Annotated in this window: 14 protein-coding genes and 1 tRNA gene; 7 read left to right on the top strand and 8 right to left on the bottom strand. The window is 70.5% G+C overall.

The window, feature by feature from the left end:
• Positions 1–128 precede the first annotated feature (128 nt).
• The 3 genes from glmU to ABXJ52_RS15280 all read right to left on the bottom strand — a co-directional run bounded on the left by glmU (position 129) and on the right by ABXJ52_RS15280 (position 2,663).
• Positions 129–1,586, bottom strand: a complete 1,458-nt coding sequence (glmU, locus tag ABXJ52_RS15290; RefSeq protein ID WP_367042731.1) for a bifunctional UDP-N-acetylglucosamine diphosphorylase/glucosamine-1-phosphate N-acetyltransferase GlmU — start codon at positions 1,584–1,586, stop codon at positions 129–131.
• A gap of 126 nt (positions 1,587–1,712) precedes the next feature.
• Positions 1,713–1,788 (bottom strand) — tRNA-Gln (locus tag ABXJ52_RS15285).
• A gap of 14 nt (positions 1,789–1,802) precedes the next feature.
• Positions 1,803–2,663 carry a hypothetical protein gene (locus ABXJ52_RS15280; protein WP_367042729.1) on the bottom strand — a complete coding sequence of 287 codons (861 nt, stop codon included), beginning with the start codon at positions 2,661–2,663 and terminating at the stop codon, positions 1,803–1,805.
• A 167-nt stretch (positions 2,664–2,830) separates the two neighbouring features.
• Here ABXJ52_RS15280 and ABXJ52_RS15275 point away from each other — a divergent pair, with 167 nt between their 5' ends.
• On the top strand, positions 2,831–4,162 hold the full coding sequence (locus ABXJ52_RS15275; protein ID WP_367042727.1) for a histidine kinase: 1,332 nt from the start codon (positions 2,831–2,833) through the stop codon (positions 4,160–4,162).
• 22 nt (positions 4,163–4,184) lie between these two features.
• On the opposite strand, the gene ABXJ52_RS15270 is transcribed toward ABXJ52_RS15275, so the two are convergent.
• Both ABXJ52_RS15270 and ABXJ52_RS15265 read right to left on the bottom strand, forming a co-directional pair.
• A complete protein-coding gene (locus tag ABXJ52_RS15270; RefSeq protein WP_367042725.1) occupies positions 4,185–4,706 on the bottom strand; it encodes an SUKH-3 domain-containing protein in 522 nt (173 codons plus the stop codon).
• A 46-nt stretch (positions 4,707–4,752) separates the two neighbouring features.
• Entirely contained in the window at positions 4,753–5,319 is a 567-nt protein-coding gene (locus tag ABXJ52_RS15265; RefSeq protein ID WP_367042723.1) for a YwqJ-related putative deaminase, read from the bottom strand.
• A gap of 250 nt (positions 5,320–5,569) precedes the next feature.
• Here ABXJ52_RS15265 and ABXJ52_RS15260 point away from each other — a divergent pair, with 250 nt between their 5' ends.
• The 3 genes from ABXJ52_RS15260 to ABXJ52_RS15250 all read left to right on the top strand — a co-directional run bounded on the left by ABXJ52_RS15260 (position 5,570) and on the right by ABXJ52_RS15250 (position 10,576).
• Positions 5,570–6,556 carry an SMI1/KNR4 family protein gene (locus tag ABXJ52_RS15260; protein ID WP_367042721.1) on the top strand — a complete coding sequence of 329 codons (987 nt, stop codon included), beginning with the start codon at positions 5,570–5,572 and terminating at the stop codon, positions 6,554–6,556.
• A 7-nt stretch (positions 6,557–6,563) separates the two neighbouring features.
• Positions 6,564–9,395: an SUKH-4 family immunity protein gene (locus ABXJ52_RS15255; RefSeq protein ID WP_367042719.1), complete on the top strand. Its 2,832-nt coding sequence runs from the start codon at positions 6,564–6,566 to the stop codon at positions 9,393–9,395.
• A gap of 296 nt (positions 9,396–9,691) precedes the next feature.
• Positions 9,692–10,576, top strand: coding sequence for a cellulose-binding protein (locus ABXJ52_RS15250; RefSeq protein ID WP_367042717.1), 885 nt, complete (start codon positions 9,692–9,694; stop codon positions 10,574–10,576).
• Between the two features lie 57 nt (positions 10,577–10,633).
• On the opposite strand, the gene ABXJ52_RS15245 is transcribed toward ABXJ52_RS15250, so the two are convergent.
• The 3 genes from ABXJ52_RS15245 to ABXJ52_RS15235 form a co-directional block, all read right to left on the bottom strand.
• On the bottom strand, positions 10,634–12,277 hold the full coding sequence (locus ABXJ52_RS15245) for a cation acetate symporter (protein ID WP_367042715.1): 1,644 nt from the start codon (positions 12,275–12,277) through the stop codon (positions 10,634–10,636).
• Positions 12,274–12,756, bottom strand: a complete 483-nt coding sequence (locus ABXJ52_RS15240; protein WP_367042713.1) for a DUF485 domain-containing protein — start codon at positions 12,754–12,756, stop codon at positions 12,274–12,276. The genes ABXJ52_RS15245 and ABXJ52_RS15240 overlap by 4 nt, the downstream gene beginning before the upstream one ends.
• A 123-nt stretch (positions 12,757–12,879) precedes the next feature.
• Positions 12,880–14,496 carry an MFS transporter gene (locus ABXJ52_RS15235; protein ID WP_367042711.1) on the bottom strand — a complete coding sequence of 539 codons (1,617 nt, stop codon included), beginning with the start codon at positions 14,494–14,496 and terminating at the stop codon, positions 12,880–12,882.
• A gap of 482 nt (positions 14,497–14,978) precedes the next feature.
• Between ABXJ52_RS15235 and ABXJ52_RS15230 the strand changes: the two genes are divergently transcribed.
• From ABXJ52_RS15230 to mfd, 3 genes are all read left to right on the top strand, one after another.
• The gene (locus ABXJ52_RS15230; protein WP_190083515.1) at positions 14,979–15,767 is read left to right on the top strand and encodes an ABC transporter ATP-binding protein; all 789 of its coding nucleotides are present in this window, start codon (positions 14,979–14,981) and stop codon (positions 15,765–15,767) included.
• A complete protein-coding gene (locus ABXJ52_RS15225) occupies positions 15,764–18,349 on the top strand; it encodes an FtsX-like permease family protein (protein WP_367042708.1) in 2,586 nt (861 codons plus the stop codon). Before ABXJ52_RS15230 ends, ABXJ52_RS15225 begins: the two co-directional genes overlap by 4 nt.
• 299 nt (positions 18,350–18,648) lie before the next feature.
• Positions 18,649–22,203, top strand: a complete 3,555-nt coding sequence (gene mfd, locus ABXJ52_RS15220; RefSeq protein ID WP_367042705.1) for a transcription-repair coupling factor — start codon at positions 18,649–18,651, stop codon at positions 22,201–22,203.
• The last annotated feature ends 6 nt before the right edge of the window (positions 22,204–22,209 follow it).

Below are 22,209 nucleotides of genomic sequence, written 5' to 3'. Positions count from 1 at the left end.
GTCTCCTCAGACGAGTTCTTCCCGCTGCCGTCCTCGCACGCCTCGGAAAAAACACAGTCCGATGCGCTGAGCGGCCGAAATGGTGTGCATCTATCACGGTACGCCGTGTCCGACGCACCTGTTTCCGGTCAGCTTCCGCTTGCCGAATTCCTGGACTCCCCGGACGACGCCTCCGCCGCCCTCGCCGCCGCGCTCCCCGGACGCTTACGCGCCACCCAACCCTCGATATTCCGCTGCTGGCCACGGGCCACAGCCAGCGAACCCGCCGGAACATCCTTCGTGATGACCGAACCCGCCGCCGTATAAGCACCGTCCCCAACAGTGACAGGAGCCACAAACATGTTGTCCGAACCGGTCTTGCAGTGCGACCCCACCGTCGTGTGGTGCTTCGCCTCACCGTCGTAATTCACAAACACGCTCGCAGCACCGATGTTGGTGAAATCACCGATCGTCGCATCACCCACGTACGACAGATGCGGCACCTTCGTACCCTCACCGATGTTCGAGTTCTTCATCTCCACGAACGTGCCGGCCTTCGACTTCACACCGAGCCGGGTACCCGGCCGCAGATACGCGTACGGACCGACACTCGCCTGCTCCCCGACCTCCGAGTCGTACGCCACCGTGTTGTCCACCCGCGCACCCGCACCAACCCTGGTGTTCGTCAGACGCGTGTTGGGCCCCACCTCCGAACCCTCGCCCAGATGCGTGGCGCCGTGGAGCTGCGTGCCGGGGTGCACGAGCGCGTCCTGCTCGTACGTCACCGTCGCGTCGATCCACGTCGACGCCGGATCCACCACCGTCACACCCGCCAGCATGGCCTCGGTCAGCAGCCGGTCGTTCAAAGTACGGCGGGCCTGCGCCAGTTGCACACGGTTGTTGATCCCCGCGATCTCCTCGTGATCACCGGTGACGGCCGCGCCCACGCGATGCCCCGCCTCCCGCAGGATCCCCAGGACATCGGTCAGGTACTCCTCACCCTGACTGTTGTCCGTACGCACCTTGCCCAGCGCCTTCGCGAGCAACTGCCCGTCGAACGCGAACACACCGGAGTTGATCTCACGGATCAGACGCTGCTTCTCGGTCGCGTCCTTGTGCTCCACGATCCCGGTCACCGCGCCGCTCTCACCGTCCCGCACGATCCGGCCGTAACCGGTCGCGTCCGGCACCTCGGCGGTCAGCACGGTCACGGCGTTCCCGTCACCGGTGTGCGTCTCGGCCAGCTTCCGCAGAGTCGCACCGGTCAGCAGCGGGGTGTCACCGCACACGACGATGACGGTCCCGTCCACGGAACCGCCGAGCTCGTCCAGGCCGATACGGACGGCGTGGCCGGTGCCCTTCTGCTCGCTCTGATAGGCGGTGCGTACGTCCGGGGCGACGGCGGAGAGATGACCGACGACCTGCTCGCGGGCGAACCCGACGACGGTCACGAGCCGCTCCGGGCTCAGCGCGTACGCGGCCTCGAGGACGTGCCCGATGAGGGAACGTCCGCAGATCTCGTGCAGAACCTTGGGAGTGGCCGACTTCATACGGGTGCCCTCACCCGCTGCGAGGACGATGACGGCTGCCGGGCAGTTGGCGCTCACGGGGATGCCCTTCGGCTTCGGATGTGCGGGGATTGGACATCCGCAGGATACCGGGGGGATGGGGGGCGGAAATGAGGGCGGGTCCTGACCTTGCGGTCAGGACCCGAACACAGGGCTTGTGAGCCGTGGCTCCCCCGCAAGGATTCGAACCTTGTCCTACTAGTACCAAAAACTAGTGTGCTGCCAGTTACACCACGGGGGACAGCCCCTCAGACCTTACCCGAGCTGAGTCGCGGCGTCAGTCACGATCCCCGTCCACCACCCCTCGATCCGGCAGTACAAATCGGCACCTTGCCGGACTCTGATGACAAGGCAACCCCGGTAGTCATCCCCCGTGTTCTTCCGGACGGTCTTGGGGTTGTGCTTCTTCAGCGTGGTCCGCTGGAAGGTCGAGACATCGACCCGTACCAGGTCGGCCCAGTACGCCTCCGCAGTTGCCACGTCGGCGGACTCGTGGATCATGACGCGATAGTTTAAACGTTCCGGGGCGATCCCGAGCAGATCGAGCCAGGCGAGGTAGACGCGGATCACATCGGGGTCGCTGTTGATGAAGGTGACCGCCTCGCGGCGGGCGTAGGGCTTGCTCTTCTGCCCCTCCGCCCAGTAGAGACCAACGCCCAGGACGAACAGCTCACGATCGCTCAGCTCGCCGATCTCGGCTATCGCCGCGAGCTTCGTGATCTTTCGCTGCTCGTCTTGGGCGGTCCGGAGCTTCGTGAGTCCTTCCCGCATGAGTGCCTGCTGCTCTTCTGGCGTGTAGCGAGGCTTCGGCTTCGGCAGATCCCGTACCCACAGGGAGACCGAACTCTTCGAGCAGCCCAGCTCGGCCTGGATCTCGTCGTACGTCCGGCCTTGGCGGCGCAGCTCGCGCGCCCGCTCCCGCAGGTCGTCCTTCGCCCTCGGGCGCTTGGTCCACTCGGCGGGAGGTTCGCCCTGCACGAGGCGGCTCAAGGTCTCCTTGTTGCGGACCCCGAGTTCCTCGGAGATCTGCCGCAGACTCAACCCCTCCCGCCGCAACGCGACCGCCCGCTCCCGCAACCCCTCGAAGTCGGCGTACTTGCCCGTGATCTCTGTCATGCGGCAACGCTCGTCCGGAATGCGAACGTCCGGTCGGAAAGAAGAAGCGATTCAACAGTTCGAGGGGTTTCTGGCCGTTTCGTTTTGCATCGAACAGCGCGTGCGTTCGATCACTGAGCCGGAAACTCGCCGGAAAAGGAGGGGTTGTCGCCCGTAGGCTGGAAGGCATGACCACGACGGGGGAGAAGCACATCGCGGCCGTGAGCGGGCCGTGGTGGTGGGAGCGGCGGCGTAGTGCCGTGTTGGATGTGGGGCTTGCGTTGGCCTCGGCGGCGGAGTGCGGGGCCGAGGGGATCACGTTCGCGGGGGACACGGGGGTTCCCACGGGGGTGGGGGTCGCGTTCGGGGTGCTGGCGGGGGCTTCGCTGGTGTTGCGGCGGCGGTGGCCGATCGCCGTGGTGTTGATCTCGATCGCGATCACGCCGGCTCAGATGGGGGTCCTTCTGACCGTCGTCGGGCTTTACACGCTGGCCGCTTCTGAGTTGCCTCGGCGGATCATTGGTTCTCTTGCGGCGATGTCGTTGCTCGGGACGCTCATCGTGACTCTTGTGCGGACCCGGCAGGACATGGAGAGCGGGGAGCTGGGGTTCGCGGAGGGGTTCATACCGTTCATCGCGATCACCACGTCGGTCGGGCTGACCGCGCCGCCGATCCTGCTCGGGCTGTACATCGGCGCTCGGCGGCGGCTGATGGAGAGTCTTCGGGAGCGTGCGGACAGCCTGAAGGGTGAGTTGCAGCTGCTGGCCGAGCGGGCCGAGGAGCGGGCGGAGTGGGCGCGTAACGAGGAGCGGACCCGGATCGCGCGGGAGATGCATGACGTGGTCGCGCATCGGGTGAGTTTGATGGTGGTGCATGCTGCCGCGTTGCAGGCTGTGGCCCGGAAGGATCCTGAGAAGGCGGTCAAGAATGCCGCTCTCGTGGGGGATATGGGTCGGCAGGCTCTGACGGAGTTGCGCGAGATGCTCGGTGTGCTGCGGACCGGGGAGCCGACGCCGGCGGTAGGGGGTCGGCACGGGTCGGTGTCGGATGCTGTGCCGTTGGCGGCCGTGGGGTTCGCGGCGGCTGCTGCGGCCTCGCGTGCGGTGGACGAGGACGGGCCGTGTCTGGCGGAGCTGGACGAGTTGGTGGGGCAGTCCCGTGCGGCGGGGATGGTGGTGGATCTGTCCGTGGAGGGCGAGTCCCGTGCGTATGCGGCGGACGTCGAGCAGACGGCGTACCGGGTGGTTCAGGAGGCGTTGACGAACGTGCACAAGCACGCGGCGGGCGCCAAGACGTTTGTGCGGCTCGCGCATCGGGGTGCGGAGATCGCGATGCAGGTGGAGAACGAGCCGCCGCCGGAGGTGGGTCCGGGGGATGCCCGGCTGCCGAGTGGGGGCAATGGTCTGGTGGGTATGAAGGAGCGGGTCGTCGCGCTGGGCGGTGTTTTTGTGTCGGGTCCGACGGATGCGGGTGGTTTCCGGGTGTCGGCGGTGTTGCCGGCGGCGGCCGCCGTGGCCTAGTTCTCGTGGCGGCAGTCCGCGTTCAGCCTGTCTTGAGGCGTTCCGGCTGGGTGCCGGAGGCCAGGGTGGCGAGGGCCTCGTCGATGTGGGAGCCGAGGTACCAGTCGCCGCTGTGGTCGAGGCTGTAGACGCGGCCTTCGGCGTCGATGGCGAGCAGTGCCTGGGTCTCGGTCTCCTCTCCTATGGGGCAGACCTGGGTGTCGAGTGCGCGGCCGAGGTCGCCGAGGGTGCGGGCGAGGTGGAGGCCGTAGAGGGGGTCGAGGTGCACGGTGGCGGGGGCTATGTGGCGGCCGGGGCCCTGCGGTGCGATGTGCAGTCCGCCGAATTCGGCCCAGGCTTCGACGGCGGCGGGGAAGACGGCGTGCTGGTGTCCTGCGGGTGAGGTGTGGCGGCGCAGGACGTCGGCCCAGATCTCGGCCTGCTTTATGTCCCAGCGTCCGGGGGTCCAGCCGGCCGCGCGCAGGGCGGCGTCGACGGGGACGGGGAAGCGGGGGGATGCGGCTGTGGGGGTGGTGGGGTGGTCGGTGTGCTGTTCGGTGTGCATGGGTGGCCCTCGTTGCGGTTCGGGGTCAGCGGTTCGGTGGTGGGGATCAGGATTCCGGGGTCGCGGGTTCCACGATCCGTACGCCGAAGTGCGCTGTGAGGGCGGTGCAGGAGCGGCAGGGGCGGGCGAAGCCGCCGTGGAGGGGGTCGCCGTCCTCGCGGATGCGGCGGGTGGTGAGCTTGGCGTGCTTGAGGGCTTTGCGGGCCTCGCCGTTGGTCATCGGTTTTCGTGCCGCGCGTTTGGAGCGGCTGCTGTCGGCGGCCGTGAGGTGGCGTGAGATGAGGATGGCTTCGGCGCACCGGCCGGTGAAGCGTTCGCGCTGGCCGCTTGTGAGGGTGTCGAGGAAGTCCTGTACGAGTGGGTGCAGGGCGGGAGGTTCCTCGCCGCGGCCCGCGGTGCAGGTGAGGGTCGCGCCGCGGACGGAGAGTGCGGCGGCGACGGTGGGGAGTATGCCGTCGCGGCGCTGGCGCAGCATGGGCGCGTGCGCGGTGGCGCTGCTCCAGCCGACGCGTGGATCTCCCGTGTCGCCGGGGTTGTCGGTGGCCGTCGTGGTCGCCGTGGGCGCCGTCGTGGCCGTCGTGTGGCCGCTCGTGCCGGTCTGTGCCGTGTGCATGGTGGTGCTTCCCTCCCCGCAACTCGCGGCTGTGACCGCGTGTGCCACGCCCCCGCGTTGCGGTGACAGCCTGCCAAATGGGGCGGGTGGTGCGGAAGCTGGGGCACCGCGACACGCCTGGCTTTCGTCGCACGGTGACGGTCCGGTGGCTGCTGGTCATGGAACCGGAGGCCCGGTGACCGGTGTCGTCCTTACGCATAGGCTGTCGACATCCGCAGAACCATTAACAGTGCCGCAGGGGGCAACCGCCATGACGACAGGTCGGCTGGGGCAGCAGGCCGCACCGCCGAACGCGGCCTATGCCGGGCAGGTCGTGCACTTCCCGGATCCGGTCCGGGCCACGCGCCATCCCAGGGGTGTGCGCGTGGACGAGCACGGCTATCCGGACTTCTCCGCCTACGCGCGTGCGGCCGCCGAGATCGCCGAGCCCCCGGAGGGTTTCGGCGTCGACGAGCTGCGCCTGACGGACTATGTCTCCGCGAACGCGGCGATGGCCGCGGCGGATCATGACCTGTGGGACACGATTCCGCCGGTGGCGACTCCGCACGGCTGGACCTGGCACCACGTGCCGGGCGGCAGGCGTCTTGAGCTGGTGCCGGTGGAGGTGAAGGCGCTGCTGCGGCATCACGGCGGGCTCGCGACGACGCCGGTGGACCAGAACAAGAGGGGTACGCGTCCGCTGCAGGAGACCCGTCCCGCGCATCTGGCGCTGCCGAAGTCGGCGGTGGCGGTGAGCGAGCAGGACGTCCTCGGTGCCGAGGAGGAGCTGGGGTACCGGCTGCCCGGCGCCTACCGTTCCTTCCTGAAGGCGGCGGGCGGCTGCGCGCCGGTCGGTACGGCGCTGGACGCGGAGCTCGGCCTCCTGATCGACCAGCCGTTCTTCACGGTGCGGGACGAGGCGGCGGTCAACGACCTGGTGTACGTGAACAAGTGCCTGCGCGACCATCTCACCAAGGACTATCTGGGAGTTGGCTTCGTGCAGGGCGGCATTCTCGCCGTGAAGGTCAAGGGTGACCGGATCGGTTCGGTGTGGTTCTGCGCGTACGACGACGCACGCGACGTGTCGGAGGCGGCCGCCTGGGCGCCGGCCGAGCGTGTGCAGCGGTTGCTGCTGCCGTGCGGTGACGACTTCGACGCGTTCTTGTCCCGGCTCGCGGGTAATCCGCCGGAGTTGGAGACCGTGGCGAACCTGATGGTGGACGGTGGCTTCGCGCGCGCCGTCCCGGTGGGGGAGTGACTTGTCGATGGTGACCTTCGCGCAGGCGCAGGAGCGCGCCGAGGAGTGGATCAACGGCGATGTGCCCGGGTACCAGCACCGTGAGGTGCGGGTGCGGGAGTTCGAGCTCGGTTTCGTCGTGTGGGCGGAGGACCGTGAGAACGGTCCGGTGTCCGACGGCGGCCGTCAGCGGCTCGTCATCGCGCGGGACAGCGGCGACGCCACGCTCTGGCCGGGTCTGCCGGTCGGCGAGGTGATCCGCCGGTACGAGGAGGAGTACGGCGTCCCGGATGTGGCGCCGGAGGACGCGGCGCCGGCTGCGCCGGAGCGGGTGGACCTGAATCAGACGTCGTTCCTGTTGAGCCCGCCGGAGTGGCTCCAGGAGGCGGCGGACAAGCTGGGCATTCCGGATCGCAGGGCGGAGTCGGCGAGTTCGACGAGTTCGGCGAGTTCGGCGAGTTCGGCGGGGACGCCGGCGTCGGCTGCGCAGGCCGCGCCTGCGGCACCTGCCGCGCCTTCGGCTCCCGAGGCCCCCGTGGCTCCCGCCGCGTCCGCAGCCCCCGAGGCGCCCGGTGGCGGTACGCCGTGGCCGGCCGCCGGGGCGTCGGCTGTGCCCGCCGCGGACACCCCGTGGGCGGGTACGGACACCAACGCGGAGTCCGGCGACGACCGTTCGGTGCCGGCGCCCGCGACGGTGTTCGCGCCGCCGCTGGTCGGCGGTGACGATGACGACACTCCGCCGCCCGGAGTGGCGCCGGAGGCCAAGACCGCGCTGATGCACGGCGGCAGCGGCCTTCCGTCGACGACGGTCGCCCCCGCGCTCGACGCCCCGAACCTGCCGCCGCCTCCGGCCGCCGGTGCGCCTGACGCGTCCGCTTACGGCTATCCGCAGGGCCCCGGGGCTCCCGGCGCCCCCGGTGCGCAGCCTCCGGCCGCTCCGGGGCCGAATCTGCCGCCGCCCGCCGGTGCCGCGGTGAACATGCCGCCGCCTCCGGGCGTGAGCGCTCCGGACCCCTCCTCGTACGGCTACCCGCAGGGCGCCGCTCCCGGCGCGGTGCCGCCCGGTGCCGGGGACATCGCCGACGCCGCGACCAGCAAGGCGCAGGCGCCGCCGCGTGGAGCGCGGGGCAGCGGCGCCAGTACACCGCCGCCTCCCGGCGCTCCGGGGACTCCCGGTGTGCAGCCGGGCAGTACGCCGCCGCCGTCCGGTCCCGGTGCTCCGGGCACCCCGGCGGGCGGTTACGTCCCGACGCAGCTCGTCTCCGCGCTCGGCCCCGACGGACCTCAGCCGCCCGCGGCTCCGGGTGCGCCGCAGCCGCCCGCAGCCCCTGGTACGCCTCCCGGTGGGGTGCACCATGCGGCGACGATGCTGGCGGACCCGAGCTCGGGCGGGCCTGGTGGGATCAAGCCGCCGGGTGCTCCTGGCGCTCCGGGTGCTCCTGGTGCGCCGCAGCCTCCTGGTCCGCCCGGTGCTCCCGGTGCTCCGGGTACGCCTCCGGGCGGTGTGCACCATGCGGCGACGATGTTGGCGGACCCGAGCTTGGGCGGGCCTGGTGGGATCAAGCCGCCGGGTGCCCCTGGTGCTCCGGGTGCGCCGCAGCCTCCCGGCCCGCCGGGTGCTCCTGGTGCGCCGCAGCCCCCGCAGGGTCCTGGTGCTGCCGGTGGTGGCGTCCACCATGCCGCGACCATGCTGGCCGGGCCCGCGGTCGGCGGTCCGGGTGCGCCCATGCCGCCGCAGGCTCCCGGCGTGCCAGGTCCTCCTCCTGGCGCTCCCGGTATGCCGCCGCCGCCCGCGCCGGGGCAGCCTGCTCCTGGTCAGCCTGGTCAGCCTGGTCAGCCTGGTCAGCCTGGTCAGCCCTACGGCTATCCGCAGCCGCCCACCGGTCAGCCGACCGTCGGCCCCGGCTACCAGGCCGTGCTCCGCTACCGCGCGCAGGACGGCTCCGAGCAGCAGCTCATCCGCCGCTCGGCGCCCGGTACCCCGCACCCGGAGTGGCAGATCCTGCACGAGCTGCGCGGCATGAACGTGCCTCCGCAGCAGGTGCTCGAACTCCACACGGAGCTGGAATCCTGCGAGCTGCCCGGCGCGTACTGCGCCCGCATGATCCGGGAGACGTGGCCGCAGGCGCGGATCACGAGCATCGCCCCGTACGGCAGGGACCACGGGTCCCGGCAGGGCGGGATGCAGCAGCTCATCGCGCACCAGGCCGAGTTGCACCAGGTCGCGGACGGTCCCGCGCGTCCCGCGCCGGTGCGCGCGCCGCTGCCGCAGGTGCAGCCCGTGCCGCCGATTCCGCCGGAGGGCGTGGCGCAGGAGCTGATGGGCGCGTTCGGGCCCGGCATCTTCCGTTTCGACCAGCGGGCGGTCTCCCGGCAGGGCGTGCCCGACCTCGTGGCGCACACGCTCGTCGTGGCCGGTCTGCCGGTCGACTTCGGCCCGTTCTTCTGGGCGCAGGCCCAGCCGGGCCGTCCGGTGCCGACGCTCGCGGAGACCGCGCAGGAGCGTGGGGTGCAGGCGGCGTCGGACGCGGGTTCGTACCTCGTCATGGGCAGTGACTTCGGCCGCGCGATCTGCGTCCAGTACGGCACGGCGAACATCGTCGCCGTGCCCGTGGAGGCCGGTCCCGGCGGGGCGCCGGTGCCGCCGCAGTTCGTGAACACGGGCCTGCCTGAGTTCGCGCGCTGCCTGGCGCTGCTGGGTCGCATGTGGCGGCTGCGGTACGGGTTGAACCAGGAGCAGGCGGGCCGTTGGACCGTCGACTTCCAGGGCCAGCTCGCGGCACTGGACCCGGCGGCGCTGGCTTCGCCGGAGAGCTGGTGGTCGGTACTGCTTGAGCAGATGTGGGACGGGTTGCTCTGAGGCTCGCCCCCCCTGCCGGGCTGCTTGGTCATGCAAGGCGCTCGTCCCCTGCGGGGGGCGAGCGCCTTGCGCGTTCCTGGCCCGCCGCGAAGCGGCGGGCTTGGCGCGGTGGGCAGGGCCGTGCCTGCCGCGCCGTAAAGAAACAGACCCCCGATTCCGACTTCTGGCAAGAAATAACGCATCCTTGAGCGGATGAGATGTGCGGAGTGTCGCGTTATGAGCACTTCCGCTTGATCCATCAAGATGTGCGCCAATCGCGTAATACGCGCGTGGTGCGTCGGAGGAGGGATTCAAGGATGAGCAGCGGTTCTACGGCGGAGGAGCACGGCTTCGTCGTCGTGCGGGGACGTGGCTACCGTCCCGAGCAGGTGGACGCGTACGCCCTCGATCTGTCCCAGGACCGCGACGGCGCGTGGGAACGTGCCGCCCGGCTCACCGTCCTCGCCAAGGAGATGGAGGCGGAGGCGGAGCGGCTGCGGGACGTGGTCGCGCGGCTCGCCCCGCAGACGTACGAGACGTTGAGCGAGCGCGCGCGCAGCATCCTCGCCCAGAGCGAGGCGGAGGCCGCGGCCCTACGGGAGTCGGCGCAGGCCGACGTGCGGAGCGTGACGGAGGCGGCCGAGACGGAGGCGCGGGAGATCCGCGAGGCCGCTCGGGCGTACGCCGATGAGATCCTCGGCGAGGCCGAGGAGCGGGCCCGGCAGCGGCTGCTCGCCTGCCGCGCCGCCGCGGACGAGTCGCGGATCGCGGCCCGCCGTGACGTGAAGGAGTGGCGGGGGGAGGCCCTTGCCGCACTGCGGGAGACGCGGCAGCGCAGTGCCGCGCTCCTGGAGGAGCAGGAGAAGGAGCACGCCGAGCGCCGGGAGGCCGCGGAGCGGGAGATCGCCCTGCGGGAGGCCGAGGCGGAGGCTCACGAGGCTTCGCTCGTGGCCGCCGCGGAGGCCCGCCTTTCCGAGGCCGAGCGGGCCTTCGCGGAGGCCGAGGAGTCCGCACGGCACGGGCAGGAGGACGCGGAGGCGCGGGGCGCGGAGCTGGTCGCCGCCGCGGGTGTGCGGGAGGAGGCGATCGCGCGGGACACCGAGCGGATGCTGCGGGAGCACGGGGAGGAGTGGGACGAGGTGCGGGCGCACATGGAGCATGTGCGGAGCAGTCTCGCTGCGCTTACCGGGCGGGTGTCCTAGGCCGCCGCTTCGCGGCGGATTCTTTTCCCGCCCACCCACCCGATTGCCCCGCAGTATCTACCTCCTCGTCACCCCCGCCAGGATCCAGCCCTCCACCGCCTCGTACCTCCCGCGCTGTTTCTCCGACTCCCTCGGGCCCGATGACACCGTGCCCAGCCAGCCCAGGAGGAATCCGAGGGGGATGGAGGCGATGCCTGTGGTGGTGAAGGGGAACCAGTTGAAGTCGTGGTTCGGGAACGCCGAAGTGGGCGAGCCCGAGACCAGGTTGGTGCCCGTCATGAGGATGATCGAGCCGAGGGTGCCGCCGATCAGGGTCCACAGGAGGCCCCTGCGGGTGTAGCGGCGCCAGAAGAGGCTGTAGACGAGCGCCGGGGCCAGGGCCGACGCGCCCAGGCAGAAGGACAGCGTGACCAGCGGTTGCAGGTTGTGGTGCTGGACCATGACCGCCAGGACGATCGCGAGGCCCCCGATGGCGAGCGCCGAGACGCGGGCCAGTGTCATCTCGCGGCGCGGGGTGAGCTCCTTGCGCAGGCGCAGGTGTGCGAAGACGTCGTGGGCCAGGGAGTTGGCGCAGGCGAGGATCATTCCGGCGACCGAGGCGAGCAGCGTCAGGAAGATCGCCGTGGTGACCGTCGTGAAGATGAGGGTCTCGAACGTCGAGGCGTGCACGCCGAACACCGCCTTGGAGCCCAGCAGATACGCCGTGTTGCCCTGCGGGTCCGCCTGCGCGATCGCCGCGCGCCCGATCATCGCCGTCGCGCCGAAGCCGACGATGGTGATGATGAGGACGAAGAGCGCCACCGACGACACCGCCCAGGACATCGAGCGCCGTATCTCGGGCGCGCTGCGGGCCGTGTACATGCGCATCGTGACGTGGGGGAGGCACGCGCCGCCGAGGACCACCGTCAGTTCCGAACTGACCATGTCCAGGCCGGGGTGGGGGCCGCCCGCGAATTGGAGTCCGGACTGGAGGAAGGCGGGGCCCAGCCCGCTGCCCTGCTCGGCGGCTGCCAGCAGCGCGCCCAGATCCCAGTCGAAGCGGCGCAGGATCAGGGCGGCGATGACCACCCCGGAGCCGAGCAGGATCACGATCTTCAGGATCTGGATGAGGGCGGTGCCCTTCATGCCGCCGATCGCCGCGTAGCTGATCATGAGTGCGCCGAGTGCGACGACGCATGCCGTCTTCACGCCCTCGCCGGAGAACCCGAGGATGAAGGAGAGCAGGTCGCCCGCGCCCGCAAGCTGCACCAGCATCAGGGGGATCAGCGCGGCCAGGGTCGCCGCGCAGGCCGTGATGCGTACGGCGCGTCCCGGCATCCGGCGTGCCAGTACGTCGCCCATGGTGAACTGGCCCGCGTTGCGCAGGGGTTCGGCGAGCAGGAACATCAGGAGCATGAGGGAGAGTGCCGTGCTCAGGGCGAGGACGACGCCGTCGTATCCGAGGAGCGCGATGATTCCGCCGGTGCCGAGCACGGTCGCCGCCGAGATGTAGTCGCCCGCGATGGCCAGGCCGTTGCGCATGGGCGAGAGGGCGCCGTATCCGCTGTAGAACTCGCCGAGGTTGTCGCGGTCGGGGCCCGTCATCACGCACAGGAGCAGCGTGAGGGTGACGACGGCGGTGAACGCCACCAGGGACATGGCCTGGGCGGAGTCGGTGGCGAGGGTGAGGCCGGGGCTGACCGGTGGGGTGGAGGGGCTCATCGGTTGGCCTCCAACTCCGCCAGTTTGCGCAGCCGTTCGGCCAGCGGGTCGACCCTGCGGCGGGCCGTGAACTCGTACAGCGCTATGGCGAGCAGGGTGACGGGCACCTGGCACAGGCCGAGCAGCAGGCCGGTGGAGAGTCCGCCGGAGACCGTGTCCGTCATCAGGGACGGGGCGAAGGCGGAGAGGATCAGGAAGAGCGTGAAGTAGCCGAGCGCCGTGAGGGTGGCGACGCGGCGCTGCCAGCGGTACGCGCTGCGCAGGTGGCGCAGGTCGCTGTGGCGGCCGAGTGCGGGGTGGCGGGGGAGCCGTGGGGGTGGCGGGGGCGGCGGCGGCGCGACGGGCTGCCAGGGGTACGTGGGATACGAGGGCGAGGAGGGGGAGGTGGGCGAGGAGGGGGAGGAGTGGTACGTGGGATACGAGGGGGAGGCGGGGGTGGAGTTGTGGGGTGGGACGTGGGGTGGGTGAGGGTAGGACATCCCGGGTTCTCCTTGCGCGGCGTCGGTCCGGTGCGGGACCGCAGGGAGCGAGAGGTGAGGACCGAGCACGCTACTGGTAAGTAGCGCGGCCGCGAAGGGTTTTTCCCATACTGGTTGGTCGGTCTATTCGGCCGGTCTGTTCAGGGGGCTTTCGCGCGGGGCAAGTTCGGCCTTTCCGCTGCCCTCCGGGCCTCCCACCTCGCCGTTCTCCGGGGTCTCCGCCCCGATTACCGGAAACCACCGGGGGGCCAGGAACACCAGTACGAGGAGTGCGAGCACCGCCGCGCACCCCGCCCCCACGTACACGGTGTCCACCGCCGAGTCGACCGCGCGGCGCAGCCGTTCGGGGTCGGCGACCGCGCCCGGGTCCGTGGTGTTCTCCAGGGCGTGTGCCACCGAGTCCAGGGAGCCCGCGCCGCCGAGCCGTGAGGTGAGGACCGCGTTGGCGACCGCGCCGAAGAGGGCGGCGCCCAGGGTCTGGCCTATCTGGCGGCAGAACAGGATGGAGGCGGTGGCCGTGCCGCGCTCGGACCAGCCGACGGTGGACTGCACCCCGACGATCAGCGGCAGTTGGAAGAGGCCGAGCGCCGCGCCGAGAAGCAGCATGAGCAGCGCCGGCTGCCAGGCCTGCCCCGGGTAGGGCAGGAAGGGGAACGCGAAGAGGAAGAGCGCGGCGCCGCTGATGCCGATGAGCGCCGTGTCGCGAAAGCCCAGCCTGCGGTAGACGTGCTGGCTCAGGGCGGCGGAGACCGGCCAGCTCAGGGTCATCACGGAGAGCACGAACCCGGCGGCGATCGGCGCGAGGCCGAGCACGGACTGGGCGTACGTCGGCAGGAAGACGGTGGGCGCGACCATCAGCAGGCCGAGCGCGCCCAGGGCGAGGTTGACCGCGGCGATGGTGCGCCTGCGCCAGACCCAGCCGGGGATGATCGGCTCCGCCGCGCGCCGCTCGATGACCACGACGGCCCCGGCGAGCAGCAGCCCGCCCGCGAACAGCGCGAGCGACGGCGCGGAGAGCCAGCCCCAGGCGACGCCGCCCTGCACGAGCGCGGTGAGCAGGACGCCGCCGCAGGCGAAGACGGTGAACGCGCCGGCCCAGTCGGTGCGCCCGCGGGTGGTCTCCGCGCGCTGCGGCTCGTGCAGGTGGCGCACGATCAGCCAGAGCGCCACCGCCCCGATGGGCAGGTTGATCAGGAAGATCCAGCGCCAGTCGGCGTACGCGGCGATCAGGCCGCCGAGCGCGGGCCCCGCGATCGACGAGGCGGCCCATACGGTGGACAACTTCGCCTGGATCTTGGGGCGTTCCTTGAGGGGGTAGAGGTCGGCGGCCAGGGTCTGCACCGTCCCCTGGAGCGCGCCGCCGCCCAGCCCCTGGACGACGCGGAAGGCGATGAGCGCCGCCATGTTCCAGGCCACGGCGCACAGGGCCGAGCCGATCAGGAAGAGGATGCTGCCCGCGATGAGGACGGGCTTGCGGCCGAAGGTGTCGGAGAGCTTGCCGTAGATGGGCAGGGTGACGGTGACGGCGAGCAGATAGCCGGAGAAGAGCCAGGAGAAGACGGAGAAGCCGCCGAGGTCGCCGACGATCTGCGGGATGGCCGTCGAGACGATCGTGGAGTCGAGGGCGGCGAGCGCCATGGCGAGCATGAGGGCGGCGACGACGGGTCCGCGCCGCCGGGTGTCCCGCGTGGCCGAGGGTATGCCGCCTGTGCCGCCCACCGAACTTCCTTCCCCCTGCATCTAATTGCTTCCGGCCACCTTCTCACCCGATGTGCGTCCGGGGCAGGGGTGGTGAGCATCCTGGCTGGTGGGCCGGTGTCCGGTCGGCAGGAGGGAGGAGCGGCCCCGAGAACCGCTCCCCCGGGAGGTGGAGATCCCCTAGGGGAACCTCCGTACTACGGACCGGGGAGCGTTCGTACCGCCGGAGGATGAGAAGGCCCCTGCCGCTTCTTAGATTGGCTTTATGCCGACGGGGCGGCAGCGGGAGTGCCTCGGGGCGCACTTGGGGGAGCGCCTCGGGGCGCGCTCGGGGGAGACCTCGGGGCGCACTCGGGGGAGACCTCGGGTCGGACCAGCCACACCTTCGGGGGTGGGGTTTTCCCCAGCAGAAGACTGCGCTGGGCACCAGGGCGCAGGGGCCGTCGGACGACCAGACTCTTTATGCGCGGCGAACACGTCCGAGCACACCTGATCCACCGCGTAACCGACTGAGGAGACATACCGTGACATCGGCTGTAACCATTCCCAGGCACGGGGGCACTGGAGGGCGTACGGCCGTGGCGGCACGGGCGCGCCAGGTCGTGAAGGCGTACGGGTCCGGGGAGACCCGGGTCGTCGCGCTCGACGAGATCGACGTGGACATCGCCCGCGGGCAGTTCACCGCGATCATGGGTCCCTCCGGCTCCGGCAAGTCGACCCTGATGCACTGCCTCGCGGGCCTGGACACCGTGTCCTCCGGGCAGATCTACCTCGACGAGACCGAGATCACCGGCCTGAAGGACAAGAAGCTCACGCAGCTTCGCCGGGACCGGATCGGCTTCATCTTCCAGGCGTTCAACCTCCTGCCCACGCTCAACGCCATCGAGAACATCACGCTCCCGATGGACATCGCGGGCCGCAAGCCCGACCGCGGCTGGCTGGACCAGGTCGTGGAGACCGTCGGTCTCGCGGGCCGCCTCAAGCACCGCCCGACCGAGCTCTCCGGCGGCCAGCAGCAGCGCGTCGCCGTGGCCCGCGCCCTGGCCGCGCGCCCCGAGATCATCTTCGGTGACGAGCCGACCGGAAACCTCGACTCCCGTGCGGGTGCGGAGGTGTTGGGCTTCCTGCGCAAGTCGGTGACCGAGCTCGGGCAGACCATCGTGATGGTCACGCACGACCCGGTGGCCGCCTCGTACGCGGACCGGGTGCTGTATCTCGCGGACGGCCGGATCGTGGACGAGATGTACTCGCCCACCGCCGAGAGCGTCCTTGACCGCATGAAGGACTTCGACGCCCGGGGGCGTACGTCATGAGCGTCCTCAAGACCTCGATGCGCAACTTCTTCGCGCACAAGGGCCGCATGGCGCTCTCCGCCGTGGCCGTGGTCCTGTCGGTGGCGTTCGTCTGCGGCACGCTCGTCTTCTCCGACACGATGAACACGACGTTCGACAAGCTCTTCGCCGCGACGTCAGCCGACGTCACCGTCACGTCCAAGGACGCGAAGGACACGGGGGAGACGGGGGAGAGCGGCCGGCCCGAGTCGATTCCCGCATCGGCAGTAGAGCGGGCGAAGAAGGCCGACGGGGTGAAGTCGGCGCAGGGCGCGGTCAGCAGCACCGCCGTCACCGTGGTCAACTCCGAGAAGAAGAACGTGGGTCCGACCGGCGGCGGCCCGACCATCGCCGGCAACTGGACGGACAACGACAAGCGCTCGATGGACATCACCTCCGGGCACGCCCCGCGCGGCCCCACCGAGGTGATGGTCGACTCCGACACCGCCGACAAGCACCACCTCAAGATCGGTGACGAGCTGCGCACGATCGCCGTCTCCGGCGACCACACCGCCAGGATCTCCGGCATAGCCACCTTCAAGGTGACCAACCCCGGCGCCGCGATCATCTACTTCGACACGGCGACCGCGCAGCGCGAACTCATCGGCTCCACCGGCAAGTTCACCCAGGTCAACGTGGTGGCCGCCGCCGGCGTCAGTGACGCGGTGCTCAAGCGGAACGTCACCGGGGCCATGGGCGCCGAGGCCTCCGCGTACAAGATCAGGACGCAGCAGGAGACCTCGGACGACGGCCGCAAGAGCGTCAGCGGCTTCCTCGACGTCATGAAGTACGCGATGCTCGGCTTCGCCGGGATCGCCTTCCTCGTCGGCATCTTCCTCATCATCAACACCTTCTCGATGCTGGTCGCCCAGCGCACCCGCGAGATCGGCCTGATGCGCGCCATCGGGTCGAGCCGCAAGCAGGTCAACCGCTCGGTGCTCGTCGAGGCGCTGCTGCTCGGCGTCATCGGCTCGGTCCTCGGCGTCGGCGCGGGCGTCGGTCTGGCCGTCGGTCTGATGCAGCTCATGTCCGGCATGGGCATGGAGCTGTCCACCCAGGACCTCACCGTCAAGTGGACGACGCCCGTGGTCGGCATGGTCCTCGGCATCGTCGTCACCGTCCTCGCCGCCTACCTCCCCGCCAGGCGAGCCGCCAAGGTCTCCCCGATGGCAGCCCTGCGTGACGCCGGGACACCGGCCGACGGCAAGGCGAGCGCCCTGCGCGCGGTCATCGGCCTGGTCCTCACCGGCGCCGGTGTCTTCGGCCTCTACACCGCCTCCCAGGCGGACAAGGCGAGCGAGGGATCGCTCTTCCTCGGCGGCGGCGTCGTCCTCACCCTGATCGGCTTCGTCGTCATCGGCCCGGTTCTCGCCAATGGCGTGGTCCGCGTCATCAGCGTCGTGATCCTGCGGATGTTCGGGCCCGTCGGGCGGATGGCCGAGCGCAACGCCCTGCGCAACCCGCGCCGCACCGGCGCTACAGGGGCGGCCCTGATGATCGGCCTCGCGCTGGTCGCCTGCCTGTCGGTGGTCGGCTCCTCGATGGTCGCCTCGGCCACGGACGAGCTCGACAAGTCGGTCGGCGCGGACTTCATCATCCAGTCCGACAACGGACAGGCGATCACCCCGAAGGCCGCGAAGTCCCTGGAGAAGGCCGACCACATCGCCCACATCACCCAGTACAAGGACGTCAAGGCGGACCTGACCGCCCCGAACGGCAAGACCGCGAAGAAGGTCGGCCTGAGCGCCGCCGACGCGACCTACGCCGAGGACCTGCGCAGCGAGCCCGTCGCCGGCAAGCTCGCCGACGCCTACAAGCCGGACTCGATGTCGGTCGGTGAGGACTTCGCCAAGGACCACGGCATCACCGTCGGCGACAAGGTGAAGCTCGCCTTCGACCACGGCAGGACCGGCGAGATGACGGTCCGGGCCATCACGTCGAGCGACGCCACGATCGACGGGGGCGCGATGTACGTGAACATCTCGACCGCCGCGAAGTACGTGCCCGCCGACCGGATGCCGCCGAACGAGATCATGTTCGCCAAGGCGGAGAAGGGCCAGCAGGACGCGGCGTACAAGTCGCTGAAGGCGGCCATGGCCGACTACCCGCAGTACAAGGTCATGGACCAGACCGACTTCAAGCAGACGCTGAAGGACCAGGTCGGCCAGATGCTGAACATGGTCTACGGGCTGCTCGGCCTCGCGATCATCGTCGCGATCCTGGGCGTGGTGAACACCCTCGCCCTGTCGGTGGTCGAGCGGACCCGTGAGATCGGCCTGATGCGGGCGATCGGCCTCTCGCGCCGCCAGCTGCGCCGCATGATCCGCCTGGAGTCGGTGGTCATCGCCCTCTTCGGCGCCCTGCTCGGCCTCGGCCTCGGCATGGGCTGGGGTGCGACGGCCCAGAAGCTGCTCGCCCTGGAGGGCCTGAAGGTCCTGGAGATCCCCTGGCCGACGATCATCACCGTCTTCATCGGCTCGGCCTTCGTGGGCCTGTTCGCGGCGCTGGTCCCCGCCTTCAGGGCGGGCCGGATGAACGTCCTGAACGCCATCGCCACGGAGTAGCTCCCGCTACGGGGGTGCGGGAGATCGGCCCCCGGCAGGCATCGCCTGCCGGGGGCCGATTCGTGTGCGCCCGGTTCTGCCTCCTCCGGCCGCCGCGCCGTTCCCGGGGCTCCCGCGCCGTTCCCGGGGCTCCGCCCCGGACCCCGGTCCTCAAACGCCGGACGGGCTGGATAAGCACTTTCCGTGCAGCGGCTGTCAGTCCGGAGTCGTACGCTGGAGATCCCCGGCCCGTGCGACGTGCCGGGCGGTTCGCGTTGCCCCCGCGCGCCCTGGAACCTGGACGGAAAGCGAAAGCCCACATGAGCCTGCACGGTCTGCTCGACGCTGTCGTCAAGGACTCCGCACTCGCCGAAGCGGTCAAGGCCGCGACCGACGGCAACCGCATGCACGTCGACCTGGTCGGCCCGCCCGCCGCCCGGCCCTTCGCGGTCGCCGCCCTCGCCCGTGAGACGAACCGCACCGTTCTCGCCGTGACGGCGACCGGCCGCGAGGCCGAGGACCTGGCGGCAGCCCTGCGCACGATCATCCCGCCGGACGGCGTCGTGGAGTACCCCTCCTGGGAGACGCTCCCGCACGAGCGCCTCTCCCCCCGCTCCGACACCGTCGGCCGCCGCCTCGCCGTCCTGCGCCGCCTTGCCCACCCGCGCCCCGACGACCCCGAGACGGGCCCCGTCTCCGTCATCGTCGCCCCCGTGCGCTCGGTGCTCCAGCCGCAGGTCAAGGGCCTGGGCGACCTGGAGCCCGTGGCCCTGCGCACCGGCGAGAGCGTGGACCTGAACGACACCGTTGAGGCCCTCGCGGCAGCCGCGTACTCCCGGGTGGAGCTGGTCGAGAAGCGTGGCGAGTTCGCCGTGCGCGGCGGCATCCTGGACGTCTTCCCGCCGACCGAGGAACACCCCCTCCGCGTCGAGTTCTGGGGCGACGACGTCGAGGAGATCCGTTACTTCAAGGTCGCCGACCAGCGCTCCCTCGAAGTCGCCGAGCACGGCCTGTGGGCCCCGCCCTGCCGCGAGCTGCTCCTCACCGACGACGTACGGGAACGTGCCGCCACCCTCGCCGAGCAGCACCCGGAGCTCGGCGAACTGCTCGGGAAGATCGCCGAGGGCATCGCCGTCGAGGGCATGGAGTCCCTCGCGCCGGTCCTGGTCGACGACATGGAGCTGCTGCTCGACGTACTGCCGCAGGACAGCATGGCCGTGGTCTGCGATCCCGAGCGCGTGCGGACCCGGGCCGCCGACCTGGTGGCGACCAGCCAGGAGTTCCTCCAGGCCAGCTGGGCGGCGACCGCCGGTGGCGGTGACGCTCCCATCGACGTGGGCGCGGCCTCCCTGTGGGGCATCGCGGACGTGCGCGACCACGCGAGCGACCTCGGCATGATGTGGTGGTCGGTCTCGCCGTTCGCCGCCGACGAAGATCTTACGGCGACATTTGCCGCTGACGCGGCGGGCGACACCCTCAAGCTCGGCATGCACGCCACCGAGACCTACCGCGGCGACACCGCGAAGGCCCTCGCCGACACCAAGGGCTGGCTCGCCGACGGCTGGCGCACCGTCTACGTGACCGAGGGCCACGGACCGGCCGCCCGCACCGTGGAGGTCCTGGGCGGCGAGGGCATCGCGGCCCGCCTCGACGCGGAGCTCGCCGAGCTCACGCCCTCCCTCGTGCACGTCACGTGCGGCTCGATCGACTACGGCTTCATCGACCCGGCGCTCAAGCTCGCCGTCCTCACCGAGACCGACCTCTCCGGCCAGAAGGCGGCCGGCAAGGACGGCCAGCGGATGCCCGCCCGCCGCCGCAAGACGATCGACCCGCTGACCCTGGAGGCCGGCGACTACATCGTCCACGAGCAGCACGGCGTCGGCCGCTACATCGAGATGGTGCAGCGCACCGTCCAGGGCGCCACCCGCGAGTACCTGGTCGTGGAGTACGCCCCCGCCAAGCGCGGCCAGCCCGGCGACCGCCTCTACATCCCCACCGACCAGCTGGAGCAGATCACCAAGTACGTCGGCGGCGAGGCCCCCACGCTGCACCGCCTGGGCGGCGCCGACTGGACGAAGACGAAGGCGCGCGCGAAGAAGGCGGTCAAGGAGATCGCCGCCGACCTCATCAAGCTGTACTCCGCCCGCATGGCGGCCCCCGGCCACGCCTTCGCCCCCGACACCCCCTGGCAGCGCGAGCTGGAGGACGCCTTCCCGTACGTGGAGACGCCCGACCAGCTGACCACCATCGCCGAGGTGAAGGACGACATGGAGAAGACGGTCCCGATGGACCGCCTGATCTGTGGCGACGTCGGCTACGGCAAGACGGAGATCGCGGTCCGCGCCGCCTTCAAGGCGGTCCAGGACGGCAAGCAGGTCGCGGTCCTGGTCCCGACGACGCTGCTCGTGCAGCAGCACTTCGGCACCTTCAGCGAGCGGTACTCCCAATTCCCCGTCAAGGTGCGGGCGTTGAGCCGCTTCCAGACGGAGACCGAGTCCAAGGCCACCCTGGAGGGCCTGCGTGACGGCTCGGTCGACATCGTCATCGGCACGCACCGCCTCTTCTCGTCCGAGACGAAGTTCAAGGACCTGGGCCTGGTCATCGTCGACGAGGAGCAGCGCTTCGGCGTCGAGCACAAGGAACAGCTGAAGAAGCTGCGGGCCAACGTCGACGTCCTGACCATGTCGGCCACCCCCATTCCCCGTACGCTCGAAATGGCCGTGACCGGCATCCGCGAGATGTCGACCATCACCACGCCCCCCGAGGAGCGCCACCCCGTCCTGACCTTCGTCGGCCCTTACGAGGAGAAGCAGATCGGCGCGGCCATCCGCCGCGAACTGCTCCGCGAGGGCCAGGTCTTCTACATCCACAACCGCGTCGAGTCCATCGACCGCGCGGCGGCCCGGCTGCGGGACATCGTCCCCGAGGCCCGCATCGCCACCGCGCACGGCCAGATGTCCGAACAGGCCCTGGAACAAGTGGTGGTGGACTTCTGGGAGAAGAAGTTCGACGTGCTCGTCTCGACGACGATCGTCGAGTCGGGCATCGACATCTCCAACGCCAACACCCTCATCGTCGAACGCGGCGACAACTTCGGCCTCTCCCAGCTCCACCAGTTGCGCGGCCGTGTCGGCCGTGGCCGTGAGCGCGGCTACTCCTACTTCCTCTACCCGCCGGAGAAGCCCCTCACGGAGACCGCCCACGAGCGCCTGGCGACCATCGCCCAGCACACGGAGATGGGCGCGGGCATGTACGTGGCGATGAAGGACCTGGAGATTCGCGGCGCGGGCAACCTCCTGGGCGGCGAACAGTCGGGTCACATCGCGGGCGTCGGTTTCGACCTCTACGTCCGCATGGTGGGCGAGGCGGTGGCCGACTACCGCGCGTCCCTGGAGGGCGGCGTGGAGGAGGAGCCGCCGCTGGAGGTCAAGGTCGAGCTGCCGGTCGACGCGCACGTCCCGCACGACTACGCCCCCGGGGAGCGGCTGCGCCTGGCGGCCTACCGCTCGATCGCGTCCGCGAGCAGCGAGCAGGACGTCAAGGCGGTGCGCGAGGAACTCACCGACCGCTACGGCAAGTTGCCCGAGCCCGTGGAGAACCTCCTGCTGGTGGCGGGCCTGCGCATGCTGGCCCGCGCGTGCTCGGTCGGCGAGATCGTGCTCCAGGGCAACAACATCCGGTTCGCCCCGGTGGAGCTGCGGGAGTCGCAGGAGCTGCGCCTCAAGCGGCTCTACCCCGGCACGGTCATCAAGGCCAACGCCCAGCAGCTGCTCGTGCCGCGCCCGAAGACGGCCAAGGTCGGCGGGAAGCCGTTGGTGGGGCGTGAACTCCTCGGCTGGGTCGGGGAGTTCCTGACGACGATCGTGGGGTCGTAGGGGGCG

The sequence above is a fragment of the Streptomyces sp. Je 1-332 genome (assembly GCF_040730185.1).
Lineage (GTDB): Bacteria > Actinomycetota > Actinomycetes > Streptomycetales > Streptomycetaceae > Streptomyces.
The sequence above is the reverse complement of the archived record's forward strand: the minus strand, read 5'-3'. Positions and strand labels throughout refer to the sequence as shown.

Bases quoted from the DNA above. Each gene is read 5' to 3' on its own strand.
- ABXJ52_RS15280 (WP_367042729.1), bottom strand. From the start codon at position 2,663: ATGACAGAGATCACGGGCAAGTACGCCGACTTCGAGGGGTTGCGGGAG.
- ABXJ52_RS15275 (WP_367042727.1), top strand. From the start codon at position 2,831: ATGACCACGACGGGGGAGAAGCACATCGCGGCCGTGAGCGGGCCGTGG.
- ABXJ52_RS15270 (WP_367042725.1), bottom strand. From the start codon at position 4,706: ATGCACACCGAACAGCACACCGACCACCCCACCACCCCCACAGCCGCA.
- ABXJ52_RS15265 (WP_367042723.1), bottom strand. From the start codon at position 5,319: ATGCACACGGCACAGACCGGCACGAGCGGCCACACGACGGCCACGACG.
- ABXJ52_RS15260 (WP_367042721.1), top strand. From the start codon at position 5,570: ATGACGACAGGTCGGCTGGGGCAGCAGGCCGCACCGCCGAACGCGGCC.
- ABXJ52_RS15255 (WP_367042719.1), top strand. From the start codon at position 6,564: ATGGTGACCTTCGCGCAGGCGCAGGAGCGCGCCGAGGAGTGGATCAAC.
- ABXJ52_RS15250 (WP_367042717.1), top strand. From the start codon at position 9,692: ATGAGCAGCGGTTCTACGGCGGAGGAGCACGGCTTCGTCGTCGTGCGG.
- ABXJ52_RS15245 (WP_367042715.1), bottom strand. From the start codon at position 12,277: ATGAGCCCCTCCACCCCACCGGTCAGCCCCGGCCTCACCCTCGCCACC.
- ABXJ52_RS15240 (WP_367042713.1), bottom strand. From the start codon at position 12,756: ATGTCCTACCCTCACCCACCCCACGTCCCACCCCACAACTCCACCCCC.
- ABXJ52_RS15235 (WP_367042711.1), bottom strand. From the start codon at position 14,496: ATGCAGGGGGAAGGAAGTTCGGTGGGCGGCACAGGCGGCATACCCTCG.
- ABXJ52_RS15225 (WP_367042708.1), top strand. From the start codon at position 15,764: ATGAGCGTCCTCAAGACCTCGATGCGCAACTTCTTCGCGCACAAGGGC.
- mfd (WP_367042705.1), top strand. From the start codon at position 18,649: ATGAGCCTGCACGGTCTGCTCGACGCTGTCGTCAAGGACTCCGCACTC.